Below are 18,259 nucleotides of genomic sequence, written 5' to 3'. Positions count from 1 at the left end.
GCGGCGCGCGCCGTCGACGGGCGAGGCCCCTCGCCGTGCCGCCCATCCTGCTCCAGCGGGCTCGCCCGCTCTCGTCCTGGAGCGCACCGCGCTGTTCTCTCCGCGCACGGCGGACGACCGTACCGGCGCGGTCCGCGTTTCTGCCTGCTTCCTGCCTGGAGCCCGCCGAGAACCGCTGGTTGGCTGATGAGGGCGAGGAGAACGGGCCGCCGTCCGCCCGCTCCCCCGCCCGTTTCGCACAGGTGGAGAGGAGAGCCGGGTGGCCCTGGTGCTGACGACCGCTGCGGTTCCCGACGGGGAGCGGCTCGCGTACTGGCGGGACGCGCTGGGCAGAGCGCTGGTGCCGATGGCGGTCACCGCGCGGCACGACGGTCCCTTCGAGGGCCGGGTCTCCTCCGAGCGGCTGGGATACCTGCGCATTGCCACGGTCGAGGCCGACGCGCAGCGCCTGAGCCGCACTCCGGCGCACCTCACCGGCGCGGACCCGGCCGTCGCGTGCGTGGCGGTCGGGGTGCAGACGGCGGGTACGGCGACCCTGATCCAGGACGGCCGGCGGGCCTTCGTGGGCGAGGGCGACCTCATGGTCCACGACACGGGCCGGCCGTACTCCCTGGACTTCCCGGGGCGCTTCACCACCCATGTCGTCCACCTGCCGCGGCGGGCTCTCGGCCTGCCGGAGGAGGACCTGCGCCGGGTGACCGGGACCTCGATCGCCGGGACGACGGGCTTCGGCGCCCTGCTGGTGAACTTCCTGACCTCGCTGACCGCCGCGGTCCCGCCCTGCGCCCCGGCGGTCGCCACCAGGCTGGCCACAGGAGTCGTGGACCTCTTCGCCACCCTGGTCGAGGAGCGGACCCCGGACGACGCGACACCGGACGGAAACCCGGGAGACCACCTGGTCCTGCGGGTCCGCGACCACATCGACCGCCACCTCGGCGATCCGGGCCTCTCCCCGCAGACCGTCGCCGCGGCGCACCACATCTCCGTGCGCTATCTGCACCGGCTGTTCGAGGGCGAGGACATCACGGTGGCCCGGCTGATCCAGCGGCGCCGTCTGGAGCGGTGCGCCCGGGAACTGCACCGGCCCGACGGGACGGCTCCCACGGTGTCGGCGGTCGCCCAGCGCTGGGGCTTCGCCAACCCGGCCCACTTCAGCCGGGTGTTCCGCGCCGCCTACGGGCGTTCCCCCCGTGAGTGGCGCGGCGCGTGGGACGAACTGCTCCCGACCGGCTGAGCGGCCCGTCCTCGCGTGCGATCAGCAACGGCTCACGTCACCTCGGGGCACGGCTTCGGCCGGTCGTCCACGTGTACAGCAGCGCCGTCCCGGCGACCGTGGCCGCCGCCGTACCGATGGCGCACAGGCCGCCGCGGGAGCGCCAGGACAGTACCGAGCCGGTCGAGTGGGCGGACAGCACCGAACCCGCGCTCAGCCAGGAGCCCGCGGAGACGAAGGACACGGCGGAGCCCACCGACCCCACGGACAGGAAACTGCCGACCGAGGCGATGGACAGGGAGCTGCCCACGGAGCCGATGGAGAGGAACGAGTCGACGGAGCCGATCGACAGCGCGGAGTTCTTCGACCACAGCGAACGCCAGGACTCTTCGGCGCCGGCCCCCACGGTCACGGCCCGTGTCGCGGCCCGCGTCCCGCATCTCGTGCCTGATCTCGTGCTGGAACTGGTCATGCTTCGATCATAGGAGCGGACGGGTCAGGAGGGCGGCCGGTCGCGGTAGGCGGTACGGGCCCGGTCGTGGATCTCGCCGACGGTTCCCCACTCGTTGCGGCCCAGCCGGGCCAGCGGCCGCAGGAGCCGGATCTCGGGGTGTCCGTCGACCACGACGTCCTCGTGCACGGCGGCGTGCACGACCTCGCCGAGGACCAGGGTGGAGTTGCCGATGCCGAGCGTGGAGTGCAGCCGGCACTCCAGCGCCACCGGGGAGGCGGCCACGCGGGGCGGCTTCACCCGCAGCGAGGGCTCCCGCTCGATGCCCACCGCGTCGAACTCGCCCTCGTGCGGGGGAAAGTCGGTGCCGGTGGCGTTGATCTGATCGAGGAACGGCTCGGATGCGAGGTTGACCACGAACTCGCCGGTGGCCTCGACGTTGCGCAGCGAGTCCTTGCGTCCGACGGAGGTGAACTGCACGATCGGCGGGTCGGTGCAGGCGACGGTGAAGAAGGAGTGCGGGGCGAGGTTGGCGGTCGTGCCGTCCGCCGCCAGGGTCGAGACCCAGGCGATCGGCCGGGGTACGACGACGGCGGTGAGCAGCCGGTAGAAGGCTCCCGCCCCCAGGGATCCGGGATCGTAGTCAACGCGCATGTCGGCCAGTTCTACCCGACCCACCCCCCGCAGGCGGAATCGGGCTCGGTCTGCCCGCCTCCTGGAGGCACCGGCGCACCCGGGAGGCACGGTGCCCGCGCGGTTCCGTCGGCCCGGGAGGCACGGTTCGGCCCGCGCGGTCGCGTCGTCCGGTCAGGCCGAGGCGGCCTCCGACCTGACCGCGGCCACCGCCGCGGCCACCTGGTCCTGTACCGCGTCCGTGGGCGGTTCGCCCCGTACGGCGGCGACCAGGTCGCGGGCGAGGTGGTACAGCTTGGTGTTGGTGTTCTGGGAGGCCAGGACCAGGACCCGCCAGGCCTCCTCGACGCTCAGTCCGAAGGACGCCATGAGGATGCCGCGGGCCAGGTCGATCACCGGACGGGTCTGCATGGCGCGCCGCAGCTGGACGACCTCGACGCGCAGGTCCTCCAGGACGCCGGCGTCCGGGGACCTGTCCTCCAGAGCGCTGCCGTCCGGGGCTGCGGCCGGCGCGTCACCACGGCCCGCCGCCCCGTCGCCGACTCCGCCGGGGCCGGGGGCGTCGAACAGCATCCGGGTGCCGGTGAGGGTCAGCAGCCGTTCGACCGCGGGGCCGACCGTACGCAGGACGACCGTCTTCCCCTGCTTCAGGCTCTGCTCGTGCAGGCCGATCAGCACGTTCAGTGCGGAGCAGTCACAGAACTCGACGCCGCCGAGTTCCAGATCCACCCCGCCCACCGCGGCACCGAGCGCCGCACGCAGGGTGTGTGCCAGCTGCTCGGTCGAGTCGAGGTCGAGTTCCCCCCGGACCGCCACGACGACACGGTCGCCGTCGGGACGGACACCGATCCGGGGCGCGGGGCCCCGGCGCACGGGACGCGCATGTTTCAGCTCCGCGCCGGTGCAGGCGTCGCCGCCCTCGGTGTTCGCACCACGAGCTGGTTCCGACATGACCGCCTCCCCGGTCAGTCCAATGGTCACTTCCAGGTTCACCCGCCACCGGTCACACGTCAACAGATACACGAAATAAAGTTCCGGCCTTTGTGTACGTGAATTCCAAGCCGTACAATCGCCCCATGGATGGAGTGCCCGAGTCACACAACGGATGGACGTTTCTCACCAACCACGCCCGCGTGTTGGCGGCCATCGCCGACAACCACAGCGCCCGTATCCGGGACCTGGCCGCGCACTGCCGGCTCACCGAACGGGCGGTCCAGAAGATCATCGTGGACCTGGAGCAGGACGGCTATCTGTCCCACAGGAGGGAAGGGCGGGGCAACACCTACCGGGTCGAGCCCGGCAAGGTGCTGCGCCACCCCGCAGAGGCGGGCCTGAGCGTGGCGGCCCTGCTCTCCCTGCTGGCCCAGGACGACGCGGGCCGCGTCCGGCACCCGGAGACCGAGACGGCCGACCCCCGTTCGTGACCGGTCCGCGACGGTCCGTACAGCGAGCAAACCTCCTGGCGGGCACAAGAGACGAAGGTCACGAATACGTATCGGACATTTGGCGCTTCAATCTTCACGCCAGCCACACAAGTTGGTTAAGTTGACGCCCAGGCCGTACGACTGCCCGTCAGGGCAGGGGGCTTGGGGGGCACCTGGCAACAAGGGTCGCCCGGATTCCGCCGCCGAAGGGCAGGCGGAGGACGGAAGGAGTACGTCTTCCATGGCGACGGATCGCAGCCCGCGCTCCCCAGGCAGCAACAGCGATGAGCCGAGTCGGGCGGAGATCCAGGAGCGGGTCAGCTCGCTCTACGACCGGGCCGAGAGCGACACGGGCAGCTACAACATCACGCGCGCCCAGTCGAGCAGGACCCGCGGCCGGGTCACGTCCGTCGCCAACAGCGGTCGCGGATCGGCCGATCCGTCGCTCGAAGCGGTGGCCAGGCAATGGTTCGACGTGGCTCGCGGCAAGGTCGGGCCGATCACGCCCGCCGTACTGCCGGCCGACCGCCGGCCCGCCCCTCCGGCCCGGGCCGTGCGTCCGGCGAGCGCCCCGGAGCGGCCCGCCGACAGCTCCGCCGTACGGGAGTTGGAAGCGGCCACCCGGCGCGTCCCGGAGCTGACCGCGCGCGCCGTCGCCGCCCTCCCCGCGGCACCCGAGCCGCGCCAGGAGCCCAGGGCGCTGCTGCCCGCCGTCCCCGCCCAGGCCGCGGCCGCCGCCCCCACCCAGGCCGGCTCCCCCGCCTCCGCTCCCACGGACCGGCAGGCCTCGCTCAAGAACACCAAGGAACAGATCGGGCGGAAGCTCGCCACGGCCCGGGACGTGCTGGCGCGCGCTCTCGCCCAGCCCATGCCGGCCCTGCCCGCGCCGGCCGCCCCCGCACCCGCCCTGCCCGCACCCGCCCTGCCCTTGTCCGCGCCGGACACGTCTTCCCTGGCCACGTCCGTCCTGCCGACGATCGGGACGCAGCCGCCCGAGGCGCAGCCGGTCCAGCAGCCCTGGGACACCGCGGAACAGCAGGCGTTCCGCGCGGAGATCACCGCCGCGTGGGCGGGACGGCCGCCCGCGGCCGCTCCCGGCACGACGTCACCGAGCGGAGCGGAGGGGTTCCTCCCGACCGATGAACTCGGCTTCACCGCAACGGCGTCGGGCTTCATGACACCCGAAACCGCCTTCCCCGCGGCCGCACCCACGCCCGCGCCGGACTACCTGACCTCGGAAATCGGCATCCACACACCGCCGTTCGGCTATCCGGTGTCCGAACTCGGCCTGCCCGCACCGGAGTCCGGCTTCATAGCGACCGGCGTTGCCGCCCCGGTCGCGCCCGCGCCCGGCTACCCGACGTCCGAACCCGGCTTCGGCACACCGCCGTCGGGCTACGCGACGTCCGGACTTCCGCTCTCCGTAACGGCGTCCGGCTTCGCGGCGGCGGGTCTCGCGCCCTCCGCGCCCATGCCGGGTTACCGGGCCCCCGCGGCGGACGTACTGACCGCCGGTGCCGGTTACCCGGGCTCGGCCGCCCTCGCGGCCCCCGCCGTCCCGCTCCCCGAGGCCCTCCCCCCGGCCGTCGCCCCCACCGATGTCACGGCGAGCACGAGCGGGACGGCATACCTGGGGAAGGCGGACAAGGCCCTCGCCTTCGCCCGCGCGCAGATCGGCCGACCGTGCCTGTGGGGGGCGACGGGACCTGAGTCCTACGACTGCTCCAGCCTCACGCAGGCCGCGTGGCGGGCCGCCGGGGTGACGCTGCCGCGCTCCGCCATCGACCAGGCGAAGGCCTTCACCCGGATCAGCCTGGCCGAACTCCGCCCCGGCGACCTCGTCTTCTTCTTCGACGACCTCAGCCACACCGGCCTGTGCACGGGCAACGGCATGATGATCCACGCCCCGGGTCCGGGCACGTTCATCCGCGAGGAGGCGATCCTGCCGTTCGGGGAGGGTGCCCTGCGCGGCGCCGTCCGACCCGCCTGAGGCCCGGCCGGCCCTGCCGGGCAAGAGGGCGCACTCCCACCGGCGCACTCCCACCGGCGCATGCCCGCCGCTGCGTTCCCGTCGGTGCCTGTCGGTGCCTGTCGGTCGGTGCGTGCGTGGCCGGTAATGGGGCATCGCGGGGACGGCCGGCGCGGCGACACTGGCGTCCGGTGCGGCGAATGGGGGCCCGATGGGGGACGCGCGGGAGAGTGTGCGCAAGGTCGAGCGGGAGCGCGAGCCCGGACGGCCGGGCTGTCCGGTGCGTCGCGGCGCGGACGGCACATGGGAGGTCCGTGGGTACGCGGCCGCCCGTGAGGTGCTGCGCGCCACGGACACCGTGCAGGCCGGACTCGGCATCGAGACCGTGGAGAAGCTGCCGGCCCGGGTCCGCCGTCCCGTGCTCTACCAGGACGGTCCCGGACACCGCGAACAACGGCGGCAGACCGCCCGGTTCTTCACCCCACGGCGCGTGGACGAGCACTACCGCGAGCTGATGACACGGGTCGCCGAGGAGCAGACGGCGGCGCTCCGGGCCGCCGGTACGGCCCAGCTGTCCGATCTGAGCTTCACCATGGCGATCGAGGTGGTGCGCGACATCATCGGGCTCACCCACAGCCGCCCGGGACTGAAGTCGAGGCTGGAGCGCTTCTTCCCCGAGGAGTTCGGGCAGCCGGGGCTGACCAGCCTCCGGGGCCTCTACTGGCTGGTCCGCCAGAACACGAACTGGCTGCGCATCCATCTCGCCGACGTCCGCCCGGCGATCCGTGCGCACCGGAAGCGGGAGCGGGACGACCTGATCTCCCATCTGCTGGCCGAGGGATGCTCGGGCGCGGAGATCCTCGGCGAGTGCCTGACGTACGCGGCGGCGGGGATGGTCACCACCCGCGAGTTCATCTGTGTCGCCGCCTGGCACCTGTTCGACGATCCGGAGCTGCTCGGCCGGTACCGCGCGGCCGAGGAGCCGGAGCGGCTGGATCTGCTCCGGGAGATCCTTCGGCTCGAGCCGGCCGTGGGGCGCCTGGCCCGGCGGGCCACCGCGCCGATGCGGGTCGGCGAGGCGTCGATCGGAGCCGGTGAGCTGCTCACCGTCTTCGTCGACGAGGCCAACGCGGACCCGGACGTCGTGGGCCGCGAACCGGACCTGCTGCGGCCGGGCCGGCTGCGGGACCTGGGGCCGGGCCCGGCGGGGCTCGCCTTCGGCGACGGCGCCCATCGCTGTCCGGGCGCCGCTGTCGCCGTCCTGGAGGCGGACGTCCTGCTCAGCCGGCTCTTCGCGCTGGACGGTCTGCGGATGACCGGCCGGCCGCGGGTGTCGTTCAAGGACGAGATCGGCGGCTACGAGATCCGGGAACTGACGGTGACCGTGCCGAGGTCGGCGAAGTGAGCCGTTCCGCCCTCAGCGCATGGCGGAGTTCGGGCGCGCCTGAGCCCGCCTGGCGTTGTTGTAGGCCCGCAGGAGGTGCTTCGAGACGGCGCAGGGCGACATGTCGAAATGGCACTGACGGCAGGTGCGTACGTGCTCCTCATAGGCGGTACGGGACTCTTGCAGAGCGTCCTCAAGCGAGGGCATGGGGGTCCTCCGAACGAAGCGACGGTTACCCGGGGGCTTGGCTACTCACCAGTAGGGCCCGCGTCGAGAGGATTGCATCATGTTACTTACGGTAGTGGAAAATACGATTCCGGCCGTTTCCCGGAACGCGAGGCCCTGACCGGTGCACCATGGCGGCGCGGGACTCACACACCACCACGAAGGGAACCGGCTTGGTCGGCGAGGACGGCGGGCAGCGTGCGGCGCGGGTGTTCGACGCGCTGGGGCCCGTGTACGAGAAGGCGTTCGCGCACTCGGAGGCGCACCGCAGATCCGTGGAGTGGCTGCTGGGGCGGCTCGCCCCGGGTGGCCGGGTACTGGACGTCGGCAGCGGGACGGGGCGGCCGACGGCCGAGACCCTCGCCCGGGCGGGCCACCACGTGCTCGGCGTCGATGTCTCCCCCGTCATGGTGGAGCTGGCCGCCCGGCAGGTGCCCGAGGCGGAGTTCCGCTGCCTCGACGCACGTGAACTTCCCCTGGAAGAAAGCTCGTTGGACGCGGTCTGCGTCTACTTCTCGCTGCTCCAGCTGGACCGGGCGCAGCAGTCCGAGCTGATCGGGCGGCTGGCTCGGGCGCTCCGGCCCGGAGGCAGTCTCGCGCTCGCCACGGTGCCGCTGGACGTGGCGGGTGTCGACGCCGTGTTCATGGGGCAGCCCGTGCGGGTGACCAGCTTCGCCGGCGAGGATCTCGTCGACGTGGTCACCGGGGCCGGCCTGACCGTGCTGGCCGAGGAGAACGTGCTGTTCACCCCCGACCATCCCGAGGCCGTGCCGGAGCCCCACCTCTTCCTCCACTGCGGCAGAAACTAGGCCCGCTCGGGCCTCCCGGCTCTCTCAGGCGTCCTTACGGGCGGTGAGCGCCAGAACCAGCGCCGCCGAACCCGTGCCCAGCAGCGCGCCGGCCACGACGTCGCCCGGGTAGTGCACACCGGTGTGCACCCGCGAGTAGCCCACCGCGCAGGCGAGCAGGCCCAGCGGCACCGCGGAGACCGGCAGGGTCGGACCGACCGCGGCCGCGAAGGCGACGGCCGAGGCGGTGTGCCCGGACGGGAAGGACGCCGACTCCGGCATCGGCACGTGCCGCCCCGGGAACGGCGAGTCCTCGGCGCGGTGCGGCCGCGGCCGGCGTACGAGCTTCTTGCCGAGCAGGTTGGCGGTGGCCGAGGCGACCCCGATCGCCGCGACCCCGAGCACCGCGGCACGGCGCGGGCGGCGGCCGCACAGGGCGAGGCCGGCGGCGACCGCGAAGGACAGCTTGGAGTGGTCGGCGGCCGCGGACAGCCGGCGCAGCGCGCTGTCCAGGGTGGGTGTTCTGGTCACCGTGACCGTCTCGTACAGGGCCTGGTCCATGGTCGCGAGGTCACGGACCAGATGCGAGGCGGGAAGCTTCGGCAGGCTGTCAGACATCGTAGGCCTCCTTGATCGTACGAGAGTCGGTATGGCCGAGCGCGAGGCGGACGATGCGCCGCCAGTCGACCGTGGGGGGCGCGTAGGCCGCGCCGGGGCGGTGCCGGGGCACCCGGACCCGCAGCACGGCGGGCCGGACCGTGCACACGACGGGGGTGGCCAGTTCGAGCGCCTCGCCGTCGACGGCCACCGCGATGCGCTCGCGGTCCGCCTCGACGACGACCCGCCGGGACGTCACTGAGGTGATGCTGCCCGCGCGCTCGCCGAGCAGCGCGAGTTCGGCGGCCTGGGCGGCGCCCTCCACCCGGACGCCGATCACTCCGAGCAGTCCGGCGTCCAGCCGGGGCCGGCGTCCGCCGCCGAGCGGGTCGGCGCGGGCGTAGGCGTTGTTGCTGACCAGCAGGGCCTGCGGCGCGTGCACATGGGTGTCGTCCGTCTGGACGTCCAGGGTCGGGCCGGCCTCGCCCTGGAGCAGATCGGGCAGATGGTCGAGTGCGGTGGCGGCCTTGGCGTCGCGGTAGTCGGGACTCTGCACTATCTCCGCGTACGCCCCGAAGGAGACGGTGTTGACGAAGGCCCGCCCGCCGACGTCGCCGAGGTCCACGCGGAGTTCGACGCCGTTGGTGAGGGCGTCGAGGCTGCGTGTGGGGTCGGTGCGGTCGAGGCCGAGGTCCATGGCGAAGTGGTTGCGGGTGCCGGCGGCGATCACCAGGAAGGGCACGTCGTGCTCGGCGGCGACGGCCGCGACCAGCGCCTGGGTGCCGTCACCGCCCGCGACACCGAGCAGGTCCGCGCCCTCGGCGACGGCCTGCCGGGCCTCCGCCTCCGGATCGGTGTAGATCTCGTCGGCGCCGAGCACGACCACGCGGGCACCGAGCGCCTCGGCACGCTCGACGAGGCCGTGCTTGACGACCTTGCCGCCGCCCGAGCGAACGTTCATGATCAGGACCGGCCGGCGCGGCGGCGGGGTCCTCCGGCCGTGCATGCCCTTGGGACGGCGCACGCTGCGCAGCGAGGCCCGCGCCGAGCCCAGGGCCCCCGCCCACAGCGCGAGCGCGCCCACCGCCACCGGCCACAGGCCGGACAAGGCGTACAGCACCACGACGCCCACCGGCGCGGTGACGGCCACCAGCCCGCCGAGCAGCCGGGCGCCGCCCCGGTGCGCCAGCATCCACCACACACCCGCCCCCGCCAGCGCGAGCAGGACGAACCCGATGAACAGGACCAGCCAGCCGCCGGATCCCGCGCCCGCCATCACCACCGCGACACAGGCGGCGACCAGCACCAGGGCGAGCCGCGCCCAGCCCCGCGCGCGGGCGACGGCGTCCCGCTGCGCCGGGCCGATGTGCGGCAGCGACCATTTCTTCCCACGTGTCTCGTTCATCGTGCGCCCGCCATGCTCCGAGGCCCCCTCTTGTGCGCCGACCGCGCCGACGATCTCGATCAATTGTCCATGGCGCAGCACCCGGATGTGACCGAGGTCCCGGAGCCGGTGTCCGTGTCGGTGCCGGTGCCCGTGTCGGTCTCGGTGCCCGTGTCGGTGTCGAGACGGCAGAAGCAGGACGCCCGGACGGGTACGTCGGCCAGGGCGGTGGCGAACTTCAGCTGCTGGGCCACGATCCGCGCCTCGGCCTCCCTGCCCAGCCGGACCAGGCACTCGTGGTAGCCGTGCAGGGACCACACGTTGCCGGGGTGCTGGGACGGGCGGGGCAGTGTGTCGTCCAGTCCGAGGTCGGCGCGGTAGACCGCCTCGGCCTCCTCGATCCGCCCTTGCTCGAGCAGGAGGGCGCCGTACGCGTGCCGGGTGGGCTGCATCCAGCCCCAGGGCTCGTCGTAGGGGAGACGGTCGTCCAGTGCGACGGACCGCTCCAGGGCGGCGAAGGCGAGGTCGTGGTTGCCCTTGCGGTACTCCAGTTCGCCGTCGAGCATGGCGGACGCGATCGCGAGGATGTCCCGGCAGGTGTTGTTGAACAGCATCCGGGTCTCGGGCACCCGGTCGGCCGCCGAGCGGAACAGGACGCGCTCGGCCTCGGCCTCGGGGACCCGGCCGGTAGCGGAGAGCGCGACACCTCGGGCGTAGTGCCGCATCGCGGTGGTCACGCTGTGCAGGACCGGGTCGGCGGGCGGCGGCACGTCGAGGACGTCCTGCCAGCGGCCGAAGCGGATCAGCACATGGAACCGCATCCCGCGGAACGCCTCCAGCCAGTCGGCCATGGGCGGGCTCCGCACGCGCAGCAGCTCCTCCGGGATGGAGGCCTCCAGACGTTCCGCGGTCTCCAGCGCGGTCCGGTACCGGCCCAGGAACATCGCGCCGTAGATCTTGAAGTGGTAGTTGTGCGAGCGGTACAGCGTGTAGAAGTTCATCGCGCCGGAACGCGTCCGGTACTTCTCGTCGGCGGTGATCGCGGCGGTGTTGTCCGTGACGACGCGCCGGTAGTCGCCGCACAGCACGTCGAGGTGCGAGGGCATGTGCTGGAGGTGACCGGCGTCGGGGACCAGATCGCGCAGCCGGTCGGCGACCCGGAGGGCGGCCTCGGGAGTGGGTGACATCTCCATGAGGTGGATGTAGAAGTGCAGGACTCCCGGATGTCCGGCCGCGCCCCCGTCGGCCAGCGCGCGGTCCAGCACCGCCTTCGCCTCCGGTGTGCGGGCACCCTCGGCGGGCCGGCCCGTGCGCAGGTCCCACAGTTGCCAGGGGGTGAGGTTCATCAGGGCGTCGGCGTAGAGGGCGGCGACGTCGAGGTCGTCGGGGGCCAGTTCGTGGACGGCCCGCATGGCGTCGGCGTAGGGCTCGTTCCACATCGAGCAGTCCTCGGCGGGGCGGGTCTGCGGGTAGCGGGCGCGCAGCGCGCCGATCAGGGCCCGTTCGACGGGGGTGGCCGCCTCGGCCTTGCGGTGGGCGAGTTCGACGGCCTCGTGCGTACGGGCGACGGTCCGTGCGAGGTCCTGGTCGTCGAAGAACTCCCACGGTTTGTTGTAGTGGGGGCCGAGCGCGTAGGCGATGCCCCAGTGGGCCATGGCGCAGTCGGGGTCGGCACGGACCGCGGCCTCGAAACAGGCGACGGCTTCCTCGTGGTGAAAGGCGTACGACCAGACCAGTCCGCGGTCGAACCACAGTTGGGCCTCGGCGGACGAGGTCGTCACGGCCCGGCCGTGAGTGCCGAGGTCGTAGTACTCCCCGGACGTCGTGTGCTGCGTGGACGCCGTGTGCTCCATGGGTCTCCCATCGTCGCGCGCGCTTCGAACGACGTATACCGTGCGGTCCGGCGCGGCGGTGACGGCTCGTGTACGGGAGCACCCGTACGGGGCGCGGGGCCGGCGAGTCGCACGGAGGGCCCGACGGGGCGCACCGAGGGCCCGTCGGCGGTCCGACGGGCCCTCGGTGGAGCGGCTGAATCCCAGTACCGGGTCTCCGTACCTACGGCCTGGTCTCAGTACATACGACGGGTGTCTCAGTACTTACGGCGTGCGTTCCGGAACAGAACGCCGAAGCCGGCGATCACCAGCAGCCCTCCGGCGGCCGCGGGCCACAGGTTGGCGCCGGTCTCGGCGAGTCCGCCCTGGACCGCCTGGGGCTCGGTGCCGTCCGGGGTGATCGTGTCGGCGCCCGTCCCGGCCGGGGACTGCGACTGCTCGGGCGTGGCCGCGGGGGCGGCGGTCGCCGGGGAGCCGATCTCGCCACCGGAACCGGCGGCGGGCGCCGAGGTGGCCGCCTTGGCCGACGGCTTCGTGTAGACGCGGGGGGCGGTGGTGGCGGCACCGCCACCGTTGCCGCCCTTGTCGGGCTCGGTGGTCGCGGGCGCCTCGGGGGCCTGCGACGGCTCCTGCGTGCCCTCGCCGCCACCGCCGTTGTCGGCACCGCCGTTGTCGCCGCCGCCGTTGCCGGCACCACCGTTGTCGGCACCGCCGTTGTCGCCGCCGCCGTTGTCGGCACCACCGTTGTCGGCACCACCGTTGTCGCCGCCGCCGTTGTCGGCACCACCGTTGTCGGCACCACCGTTGTCGGCACCACCGTTGTCGGCACCACCGTTGTCGGCACCACCATTGTCGCCGCCACCGTTGCCAGCGCCGCAGGTGCGGCCGTCGTTGATGCAGTCGACCATCTCGCCCATCAGGTCCTCGTCGAAGACGTTGATGAAGTCACCGTGGTCGGTCACCGGCTTGTGCAGCTGCTCCGGGAAGGAGTCCACCGCGAACAACGGGGTCGTCTTGCCGCCGTCCTGGAGGCTCGGCGCGTCGACGTCGTACACGATGCGCTGCACCAGCTGAGGAACGGCCTTGAAGCCGTTCGGGCAGGTGCCGTCCGCGGCGGCGAAGGCCACGTGGGTGCGGTGGTTGGCACTGTCGATGTTGCTGCCGTCCCAGCAGCTCTGGAAACGGAAGCTGCGCACCACGTCGCTGCCGGACGGGCAGAGCGGGTACTTGTCCTTGAGCTGCCGGTCCTCGAAGCCGGTGCAGCTCCAGGACGCGTTGGCGTTGGCCGTGCCGTTGACGAAGGCCTTGGCGTCGCCGGTGATGACCCGGAGCAGCCGGGGCATGGCGGTGACCTTCTCTCGCGGGTTGCCGACGAAGGTGAGCGTGACCTCCTTGGGGGTCACGATCTCGCCGGCGTTGCCCTCGATTCCACCGCCGGGCTTCTGCGCGTCCTGCTCCTGGTTGCCGTTCTGCAGGCGCAGCACGGGCCAGTAGTAGGTGGACTTGTCGCCCTGGTCCGCGCAGCTCGTGCCCGCGTTCGCCAGGTCGTCGTCGGAGGCGAAGGCGTCGTTGGACTGGTTGCCGACGTAGTCGTGGAAGTGGTGGGCGCCGTTGGTGACGCCCGGGGCGACGATCACGTTGTCGGAGTTGAACACGCCGTTCGCGTTCACTCCGCAGCTGGTGGCGAAGGTGCCGCGGGAGGGGCCGGAGCCGGGGTCCGGGGTCGCTTGCGCCGGCTGGACGGAGTTGATGTCGGCGTAGTCCGCGGCGACGGGTCCGTTCCCGGCCTGACCGCCGTTGCCCTGCTGACCGTCGCCCTGCTGATCTCCGCCGCCGTTCTGATCGCCGTCGCCGTTCTGGTCGTCGCCCTGCTGGTCGCCGTTCTGGTTCTCGTCGCCGCTGCCGTCGGCGCCTTCGTCGGCCTGGTCGTCGTTGGCGCGCAGGGTGCAGGCGGCGAGGTCATCTAGGCCCTCGGGACGGTCGCCGGCCCGGTCGATGGAGTCCGCGATGCGCTGGATCGTCGCGCCGCGCTTCTCCTTCAACGGGGCCATGACCGCGTTGTCGGCGAAGTCCGCGTCCTGCCGCACCGATTCCGCCGACTCCTGGAGCTGACGGTAGGCGGCGGCGATCTGCTCGTCCAGCAGGGCGAGTTCGCGGGCGACCTCGGGCGAGGCCTGCTCCGGAACGTCCGTCAGCTTGCTGCCGACGTCCGGGCAGTCGATGGTCACGGCGCTGTTGCCGCCCTGTCCGGAGTTGCCGTCGGACCCGTCTTCGGTGGCCGATGCGTAGACGTTCACCCCCATCAGCCCACCGCCGCCGATGATGAGCGCCAGCGCCGCGAAAGTCGCGCGTCGCCCGCCCGTCTGGCGTCTGCGCCTGTTCTGTACCAAGGAGTGCTCCTACGCGTCGTCGTCGGCGGCTATGGGCATGAGATCCCCCGGCCCTATACGCAAGCGGACGCAGGAGTGTTCAACCGCACCACGAATTCATAGCAAGATCTCAGGCGGACGCCGTGTCCTGTGCGTTCGTGGCGGTCCGCCGTCGGTGGCGGCCCCGCTCGTGCACCAGGCCGAGGACGAGGGCGGCGGCCACCGCGATGAGGTGTTCGCGGCCGGCGAGGTTGGGCTTGGCGATCGACTCGAGCACCATCGAGCCGCCCGTGAGGAGGAACACGACGGGCGCGTGGCGGACGACCGAGAGATAGGTGAACAGGCCGACGACCGCCGCGGACGGGCCGGTGTCGAGCACCTGTCCGACCTCGGGCGGCAGTCCGAGGCCCCACCATCCCGGCCCCATCGCCATCATGACCCGCACGGTGAGGGTGCCGGCCAGGGTGGCCGCGTAGGCGACCAGCAGGGTCCTGCGGCGGCCGAGGGCGAGTTCGGCCAGGGCGAAGGCGAGGAACAGCTGGGTGATGCCGGCCCACACCGGCAGATCGAGGGCCGGGACGTACAGGGAGACCGGCGTGCGCAGCAGGGCGAGCCACAACGGCAGGTCGCCCTGGACCCCACCCAGGATCCGCACCGCCGTCGCGCCCGTGGGGTGCTGGGCGATGGCGTGGAAGAAGATCACGCCCGCGCAGGCCACGAACGCCAGCAGCAGGGCGGCGGGGCCGCGCCGGCGCAACTGCCGCAGGGGGTCGACGACGATGCCGTACCACTCGCCCCGCAGCGTCCGGCCGACGAAGCCGGCGATGCGGGCGAGCGCACCACCGCGCGGCCCGCCTCCCGACCGGCCGGCGCGCGGCCCACCCCCGGAACGGCCGGCGCGGGGCTCGTCGCCGGAACGGCCGGCGTGCGGCTGGTCCCCGGAACGGCCGGCGCGCGGCTCGTCGCCGGCGCGGCTTTCGCGAGGCCGCTCCACGTCCGGACGCAGGATGCTCAAGGTCTCCCCCAAACACTCGTCGCATGATGTCTCATACGATTCACGCCCTGAAGGACGCAGGGGAGGCCCGCGAGGATCACTCCCGCAGAAGCCGTCTACCTCACAATTCAACCGGCATTCGGTCGGGGGTGCGGCCAGGGAGGTCCGGGAGCGATTCGAGAGAGGCGCACGGGGCGGCAGGCGCCGGTGCGCTCGATGACACCCGGTCACCTCTCCGTGACTCAAGTGGGTTAATGTCGCTGCTGTGGAACGCACCGACCAGCGGAACATGACCGAGGCCAGGTTACGTCGCACAGCGGGCCCGACCGGCCCCCGCGACCCCGGCCCCCGCCCGCCCCGGACAACCGCCACGTGAACCGATCGTCGCCCGTCGAGGCCCGTCCCACCGCCGGACCCACCGCGGAACCCGCACCGACCCTGCTCGCCGACGGTCTGCTCACCGAACGGCTCGCCCTGGCCGCACCGGAGAACACCAGGGTCGTGGTCGCCGACTACGAGATCCCGCCGGGCCGCTCACTGCCCTGGCACTACCACGAGGGCCGGGTCGTCGCCGTGGTGACGGCGGGCGTCCTGACCCGGACCCTGGCGGACGGATCCGAGTGCGTGACGCCCACCGGCGGATGCATCGTCGAACCGGTGGGCCCGCAGGGCGTGCACATGGCGGAGAACCGGGAGCCGGAACCGCTGCGCATCTGCGCCCTCTTCTTCCTTCCGCAGGACAGCCCGCTGTCTACGCGCGCAGACCCGCCCGGCCGGGTCGTCTACCGCTGACGGCCCACGCGGGGCGTGCTCGTCCGGGTCAGAGCTGCGGCCGGGGTCCCGTCTCCTGGACCGGGAACGACTGCTCGGCGCCCGGCAGGGTGGGCCTGGGCAGGGTGGCGACCTCCTCCTTCGCCTTCAGCAGCTGCTCCGCCGTGTCGTCGGGCAGCGCCGGCGCGAGCGGGCTCGTGGACGCGAAGCGGAAGGCGGAGGTGAGGTCCCCGAAGGCGCTGCGCCGCCAATCGCTGATGTTGGGCTCCATGACCCCCGTGAGTCTCTCCAGGAACCGCAGGGTCGAGGTGTGGTCGAAGGGCTCGGAGGCCACCCAGCCGCCCACGGTCCAGGGCGAGACGACGATGGCGGGGACCCGGAAGCCACCCCCGATCGCCAGCCCGCCGACGAACTCGCCGGACGTGCCCACGGGCGGGGTCGGCGGGGGCACATGGTCGAACAGGCCGTCGTTCTCGTCGTAGTTGAGGATGAACGCGGTCTTGCGCCAGACCTCCGGGTTGTCCGCGATGGCCTCGAGCTTCGAGGCGACGAAGGCGGCTCCGGCCGCGGGCAGGTAGTCGGGGTGCTCCGACTGGTGGCCCGGCGGCACCAGCCAGGACACGGTCGGCAGCCGGTCGGCCCGGGCGTCGTCCTCGAAGGTGCCCTCCGGCTGCGGCCGGACGCCCCGCTCGGAGCCCGGTCGCGCGTTTTTGAACGTGTCGAACTGCTCCAGCAGGTTGCAGCCGTAGTCGTCCTCCTGCTGGTACACCTTCCAGTCGACCCCGGCCGCCTGGAGTCGTTCGGCGTAGGTCGTCCAGCTGAACGGCGTCGGAGCGGAGTTGCGGACGACCGGCCCGCCCCGGGCGCCGTCGGGGTCGATGGTGCCGGTCATCCACATCAGGCGGTTCGGCCAGGTCGGACCGAGGACCGAGCAGAAGTAGTGGTCGCAGACGGTGAAGGTCTCGGCGAGGGCGAACTGGAACGGGATGTCCTCGCGGGTGTGGTAGCCCATGACATACGGGGCGTTGGCGCCGTCGGCCGTGCGGTGGGCCGACATCCAGCGGTCCATCCGGCCGCCGTTCCACGCCTCGTGCTGCACCGGCCAGGCGTGGCTCGTGGACGGGATGGCCTGGGCGCTGGACGCGCGGGTGTCGAGGTGGAAGGGCAGCAGGTAGCCCGCGGGGTTCTCGGCGTCGGGCTGGTAGAAGACGGAGCGTCCGGTGTCGAGGGTGAGCGCGTCGGGGTCGGCGAAGCCGCGCACGCCGGACAGGGTGCCGAAGTAGTGGTCGAAGGAGCGGTTCTCCTGCATCAGCAGGACGACGTGTTCGACGTCGGCGAGTGAGCCACGGCGGGACGGTCCGGCCGCTACGGCCTTCTGCACGCTCGGCGGGAGGAGGGAGAGCGCCGCGGCGGCGCCCAGTACGCCCGCGGTCGAGCCCAGGAGCCTGCGACGGGTCAACTCGGCCATGTGTGGTGTGCCCCTTGCTGAGCGGAGGAAGCGGACGAAACCTTCGTCCGGGCCGGAACCGGGACATCGCGGCTGCGGGACGCGGGACAGGCTGCTCGTCAGAACGCTTGCGGTGCCGAGGCGTTCAGGTCGTCCACAGCTCACCGCTGTCGCATACGTGCGCCCCCATGTTGCGCTCCATCATCACCAGCGCCGCGTCCGCGAGATCGGCGTGGATGTGGGCGACGGCGTCCCGGGGGACGGTCACGTCGAAGTGGCGGATGTGGGCGTCGAGGGCCGAGTACAGGACGCACTGCTCGGTGACCTGTCCGCACAGGACGAGGCGGTCGATGCCCTCCTGCCGGAGCAGGTAGGACAGCGGGGTCTCGAAGAAGATCGAGTGCCGTGCCTTGACGACGAAGAGCGAGTCCGCGTCGGGCACCAGCGGTTCGACGAGTCCGGCGTGCGGGCCGGAGAGGGCCTCGGCGAGGAGTTCGCCGTGGTGGGAGCGCCACTGGCCGAAGTTGTCGTTGACGTAGACGACGGGTTCACCGGCGCGGCGGGCCCGGTCGAGGAGACCGGCGGCCACCGGGACCACCTTGCGGGCCGATGGCAGGAGCAGGTCGGCGTCCGGGTGGTCGTAAGTGTTGATCATGTCGATGACGATCAGCGCGGTCTTGCTCATGCCTCTATGGATTCCCCGCGGAGCGTGAATATGACGGCAGGTCACTCGTCCGCGCGACGCCCGCGCGCGAGAGCGGCCGGGGCCCCTTTCCGG

Annotated in this window: 17 protein-coding genes; 6 read left to right on the top strand and 11 right to left on the bottom strand. The window is 72.5% G+C overall.

What is annotated here, in order from left to right:
• Positions 1-259 precede the first annotated feature (259 nt).
• Positions 260-1,234, top strand: a complete 975-nt coding sequence (locus tag ACFVYS_RS20525; RefSeq protein ID WP_389503891.1) for a helix-turn-helix domain-containing protein — start codon at positions 260-262, stop codon at positions 1,232-1,234.
• Positions 1,235-1,271: 37 nt separating this feature from the next.
• Here the strand turns inward: ACFVYS_RS20525 and ACFVYS_RS20520 are convergent, their stop codons facing one another.
• The 3 genes from ACFVYS_RS20520 to ACFVYS_RS20510 all read right to left on the bottom strand — a co-directional run bounded on the left by ACFVYS_RS20520 (position 1,272) and on the right by ACFVYS_RS20510 (position 3,248).
• Complete coding sequence (locus tag ACFVYS_RS20520) at positions 1,272-1,685, bottom strand: hypothetical protein (RefSeq protein WP_389503889.1); 414 nt, start codon at positions 1,683-1,685, stop codon at positions 1,272-1,274.
• Positions 1,686-1,709: 24 nt separating this feature from the next.
• Positions 1,710-2,318, bottom strand: a complete 609-nt coding sequence (locus ACFVYS_RS20515) for a flavin reductase family protein (protein WP_389503887.1) — start codon at positions 2,316-2,318, stop codon at positions 1,710-1,712.
• 153 nt (positions 2,319-2,471) lie between these two features.
• The gene (locus ACFVYS_RS20510) at positions 2,472-3,248 is read right to left on the bottom strand and encodes an anti-sigma factor antagonist (RefSeq protein WP_389503885.1); all 777 of its coding nucleotides are present in this window, start codon (positions 3,246-3,248) and stop codon (positions 2,472-2,474) included.
• A gap of 125 nt (positions 3,249-3,373) precedes the next feature.
• Here ACFVYS_RS20510 and ACFVYS_RS20505 point away from each other — a divergent pair, with 125 nt between their 5' ends.
• The 3 genes from ACFVYS_RS20505 (at position 3,374) to ACFVYS_RS20495 (ending at position 7,095) form a co-directional block, all read left to right on the top strand.
• Positions 3,374-3,721, top strand: a complete 348-nt coding sequence (locus tag ACFVYS_RS20505; protein WP_389503883.1) for a helix-turn-helix transcriptional regulator — start codon at positions 3,374-3,376, stop codon at positions 3,719-3,721.
• 241 nt (positions 3,722-3,962) lie between these two features.
• On the top strand, positions 3,963-5,711 hold the full coding sequence (locus tag ACFVYS_RS20500; RefSeq protein WP_389503881.1) for a C40 family peptidase: 1,749 nt from the start codon (positions 3,963-3,965) through the stop codon (positions 5,709-5,711).
• Positions 5,712-5,901: 190 nt separating this feature from the next.
• Entirely contained in the window at positions 5,902-7,095 is a 1,194-nt protein-coding gene (locus tag ACFVYS_RS20495) for a cytochrome P450 (protein WP_389503879.1), read from the top strand.
• A 12-nt stretch (positions 7,096-7,107) separates the two neighbouring features.
• Here the strand turns inward: ACFVYS_RS20495 and ACFVYS_RS20490 are convergent, their stop codons facing one another.
• A complete protein-coding gene (locus tag ACFVYS_RS20490) occupies positions 7,108-7,281 on the bottom strand; it encodes a hypothetical protein (RefSeq protein WP_171401266.1) in 174 nt (57 codons plus the stop codon).
• Positions 7,282-7,430: 149 nt separating this feature from the next.
• On the opposite strand from ACFVYS_RS20490, the gene ACFVYS_RS20485 reads away from it, so the two are divergent.
• On the top strand, positions 7,431-8,108 hold the full coding sequence (locus ACFVYS_RS20485) for a class I SAM-dependent methyltransferase (protein ID WP_389503877.1): 678 nt from the start codon (positions 7,431-7,433) through the stop codon (positions 8,106-8,108).
• Between the two features lie 24 nt (positions 8,109-8,132).
• On the opposite strand, the gene ACFVYS_RS20480 is transcribed toward ACFVYS_RS20485, so the two are convergent.
• The 5 genes from ACFVYS_RS20480 to ACFVYS_RS20460 form a co-directional block, all read right to left on the bottom strand.
• On the bottom strand, positions 8,133-8,705 hold the full coding sequence (locus tag ACFVYS_RS20480) for a phosphatase PAP2 family protein (protein WP_389503875.1): 573 nt from the start codon (positions 8,703-8,705) through the stop codon (positions 8,133-8,135).
• Positions 8,698-10,089, bottom strand: coding sequence for a diacylglycerol/lipid kinase family protein (locus ACFVYS_RS20475; RefSeq protein ID WP_389503873.1), 1,392 nt, complete (start codon positions 10,087-10,089; stop codon positions 8,698-8,700). Before ACFVYS_RS20475 ends, ACFVYS_RS20480 begins: the two co-directional genes overlap by 8 nt.
• A 59-nt stretch (positions 10,090-10,148) precedes the next feature.
• A complete protein-coding gene (locus ACFVYS_RS20470; RefSeq protein WP_389503871.1) occupies positions 10,149-11,921 on the bottom strand; it encodes a hypothetical protein in 1,773 nt (590 codons plus the stop codon).
• Between the two features lie 236 nt (positions 11,922-12,157).
• On the bottom strand, positions 12,158-14,203 hold the full coding sequence (locus ACFVYS_RS20465) for a DUF1996 domain-containing protein (RefSeq protein WP_389504094.1): 2,046 nt from the start codon (positions 14,201-14,203) through the stop codon (positions 12,158-12,160).
• A gap of 196 nt (positions 14,204-14,399) precedes the next feature.
• Entirely contained in the window at positions 14,400-15,284 is an 885-nt protein-coding gene (locus ACFVYS_RS20460; protein WP_389503869.1) for a hypothetical protein, read from the bottom strand.
• Between the two features lie 351 nt (positions 15,285-15,635).
• On the opposite strand from ACFVYS_RS20460, the gene ACFVYS_RS20455 reads away from it, so the two are divergent.
• Positions 15,636-16,055 (top strand): cupin domain-containing protein, encoded by a 420-nt coding sequence (locus tag ACFVYS_RS20455; protein ID WP_389503867.1) that lies wholly within the window; start codon positions 15,636-15,638, stop codon positions 16,053-16,055.
• 28 nt (positions 16,056-16,083) lie between these two features.
• Here ACFVYS_RS20455 and ACFVYS_RS20450 read toward each other — a convergent pair whose 3' ends face one another.
• Together ACFVYS_RS20450 and ACFVYS_RS20445 are read right to left on the bottom strand one after the other, a co-directional pair.
• On the bottom strand, positions 16,084-17,502 hold the full coding sequence (locus ACFVYS_RS20450; protein ID WP_389503865.1) for an alkaline phosphatase family protein: 1,419 nt from the start codon (positions 17,500-17,502) through the stop codon (positions 16,084-16,086).
• A gap of 124 nt (positions 17,503-17,626) precedes the next feature.
• A complete protein-coding gene (locus ACFVYS_RS20445; RefSeq protein WP_389503863.1) occupies positions 17,627-18,166 on the bottom strand; it encodes an isochorismatase family cysteine hydrolase in 540 nt (179 codons plus the stop codon).
• Between the last annotated feature and the right edge of the window lie 93 nt (positions 18,167-18,259).

Source organism: Streptomyces sp. NPDC058295, assembly GCF_042880655.1.
GTDB classification, from domain to species: Bacteria; Actinomycetota; Actinomycetes; order Streptomycetales; family Streptomycetaceae; genus Streptomyces; species Streptomyces coriariae.
This window is presented reverse-complemented; position numbering and strand designations above follow the sequence as displayed.

Excerpts from the sequence above, each read along its gene's own strand:
- ACFVYS_RS20465 (WP_389504094.1), bottom strand. The coding sequence starts at position 14,203 with ATGGGGGTGAACGTCTACGCATCGGCCACCGAAGACGGGTCCGACGGC.
- ACFVYS_RS20515 (WP_389503887.1), bottom strand. The coding sequence starts at position 2,318 with ATGCGCGTTGACTACGATCCCGGATCCCTGGGGGCGGGAGCCTTCTAC.
- ACFVYS_RS20485 (WP_389503877.1), top strand. The coding sequence starts at position 7,431 with ATGGCGGCGCGGGACTCACACACCACCACGAAGGGAACCGGCTTGGTC.
- ACFVYS_RS20470 (WP_389503871.1), bottom strand. The coding sequence starts at position 11,921 with ATGGAGCACACGGCGTCCACGCAGCACACGACGTCCGGGGAGTACTAC.
- ACFVYS_RS20500 (WP_389503881.1), top strand. The coding sequence starts at position 3,963 with ATGGCGACGGATCGCAGCCCGCGCTCCCCAGGCAGCAACAGCGATGAG.
- ACFVYS_RS20510 (WP_389503885.1), bottom strand. The coding sequence starts at position 3,248 with ATGTCGGAACCAGCTCGTGGTGCGAACACCGAGGGCGGCGACGCCTGC.
- ACFVYS_RS20445 (WP_389503863.1), bottom strand. The coding sequence starts at position 18,166 with ATGAGCAAGACCGCGCTGATCGTCATCGACATGATCAACACTTACGAC.
- ACFVYS_RS20480 (WP_389503875.1), bottom strand. The coding sequence starts at position 8,705 with ATGTCTGACAGCCTGCCGAAGCTTCCCGCCTCGCATCTGGTCCGTGAC.
- ACFVYS_RS20520 (WP_389503889.1), bottom strand. The coding sequence starts at position 1,685 with ATGACCAGTTCCAGCACGAGATCAGGCACGAGATGCGGGACGCGGGCC.
- ACFVYS_RS20490 (WP_171401266.1), bottom strand. The coding sequence starts at position 7,281 with ATGCCCTCGCTTGAGGACGCTCTGCAAGAGTCCCGTACCGCCTATGAG.
- ACFVYS_RS20505 (WP_389503883.1), top strand. The coding sequence starts at position 3,374 with ATGGATGGAGTGCCCGAGTCACACAACGGATGGACGTTTCTCACCAAC.
- ACFVYS_RS20475 (WP_389503873.1), bottom strand. The coding sequence starts at position 10,089 with ATGAACGAGACACGTGGGAAGAAATGGTCGCTGCCGCACATCGGCCCG.
- ACFVYS_RS20450 (WP_389503865.1), bottom strand. The coding sequence starts at position 17,502 with ATGGCCGAGTTGACCCGTCGCAGGCTCCTGGGCTCGACCGCGGGCGTA.
- ACFVYS_RS20495 (WP_389503879.1), top strand. The coding sequence starts at position 5,902 with ATGGGGGACGCGCGGGAGAGTGTGCGCAAGGTCGAGCGGGAGCGCGAG.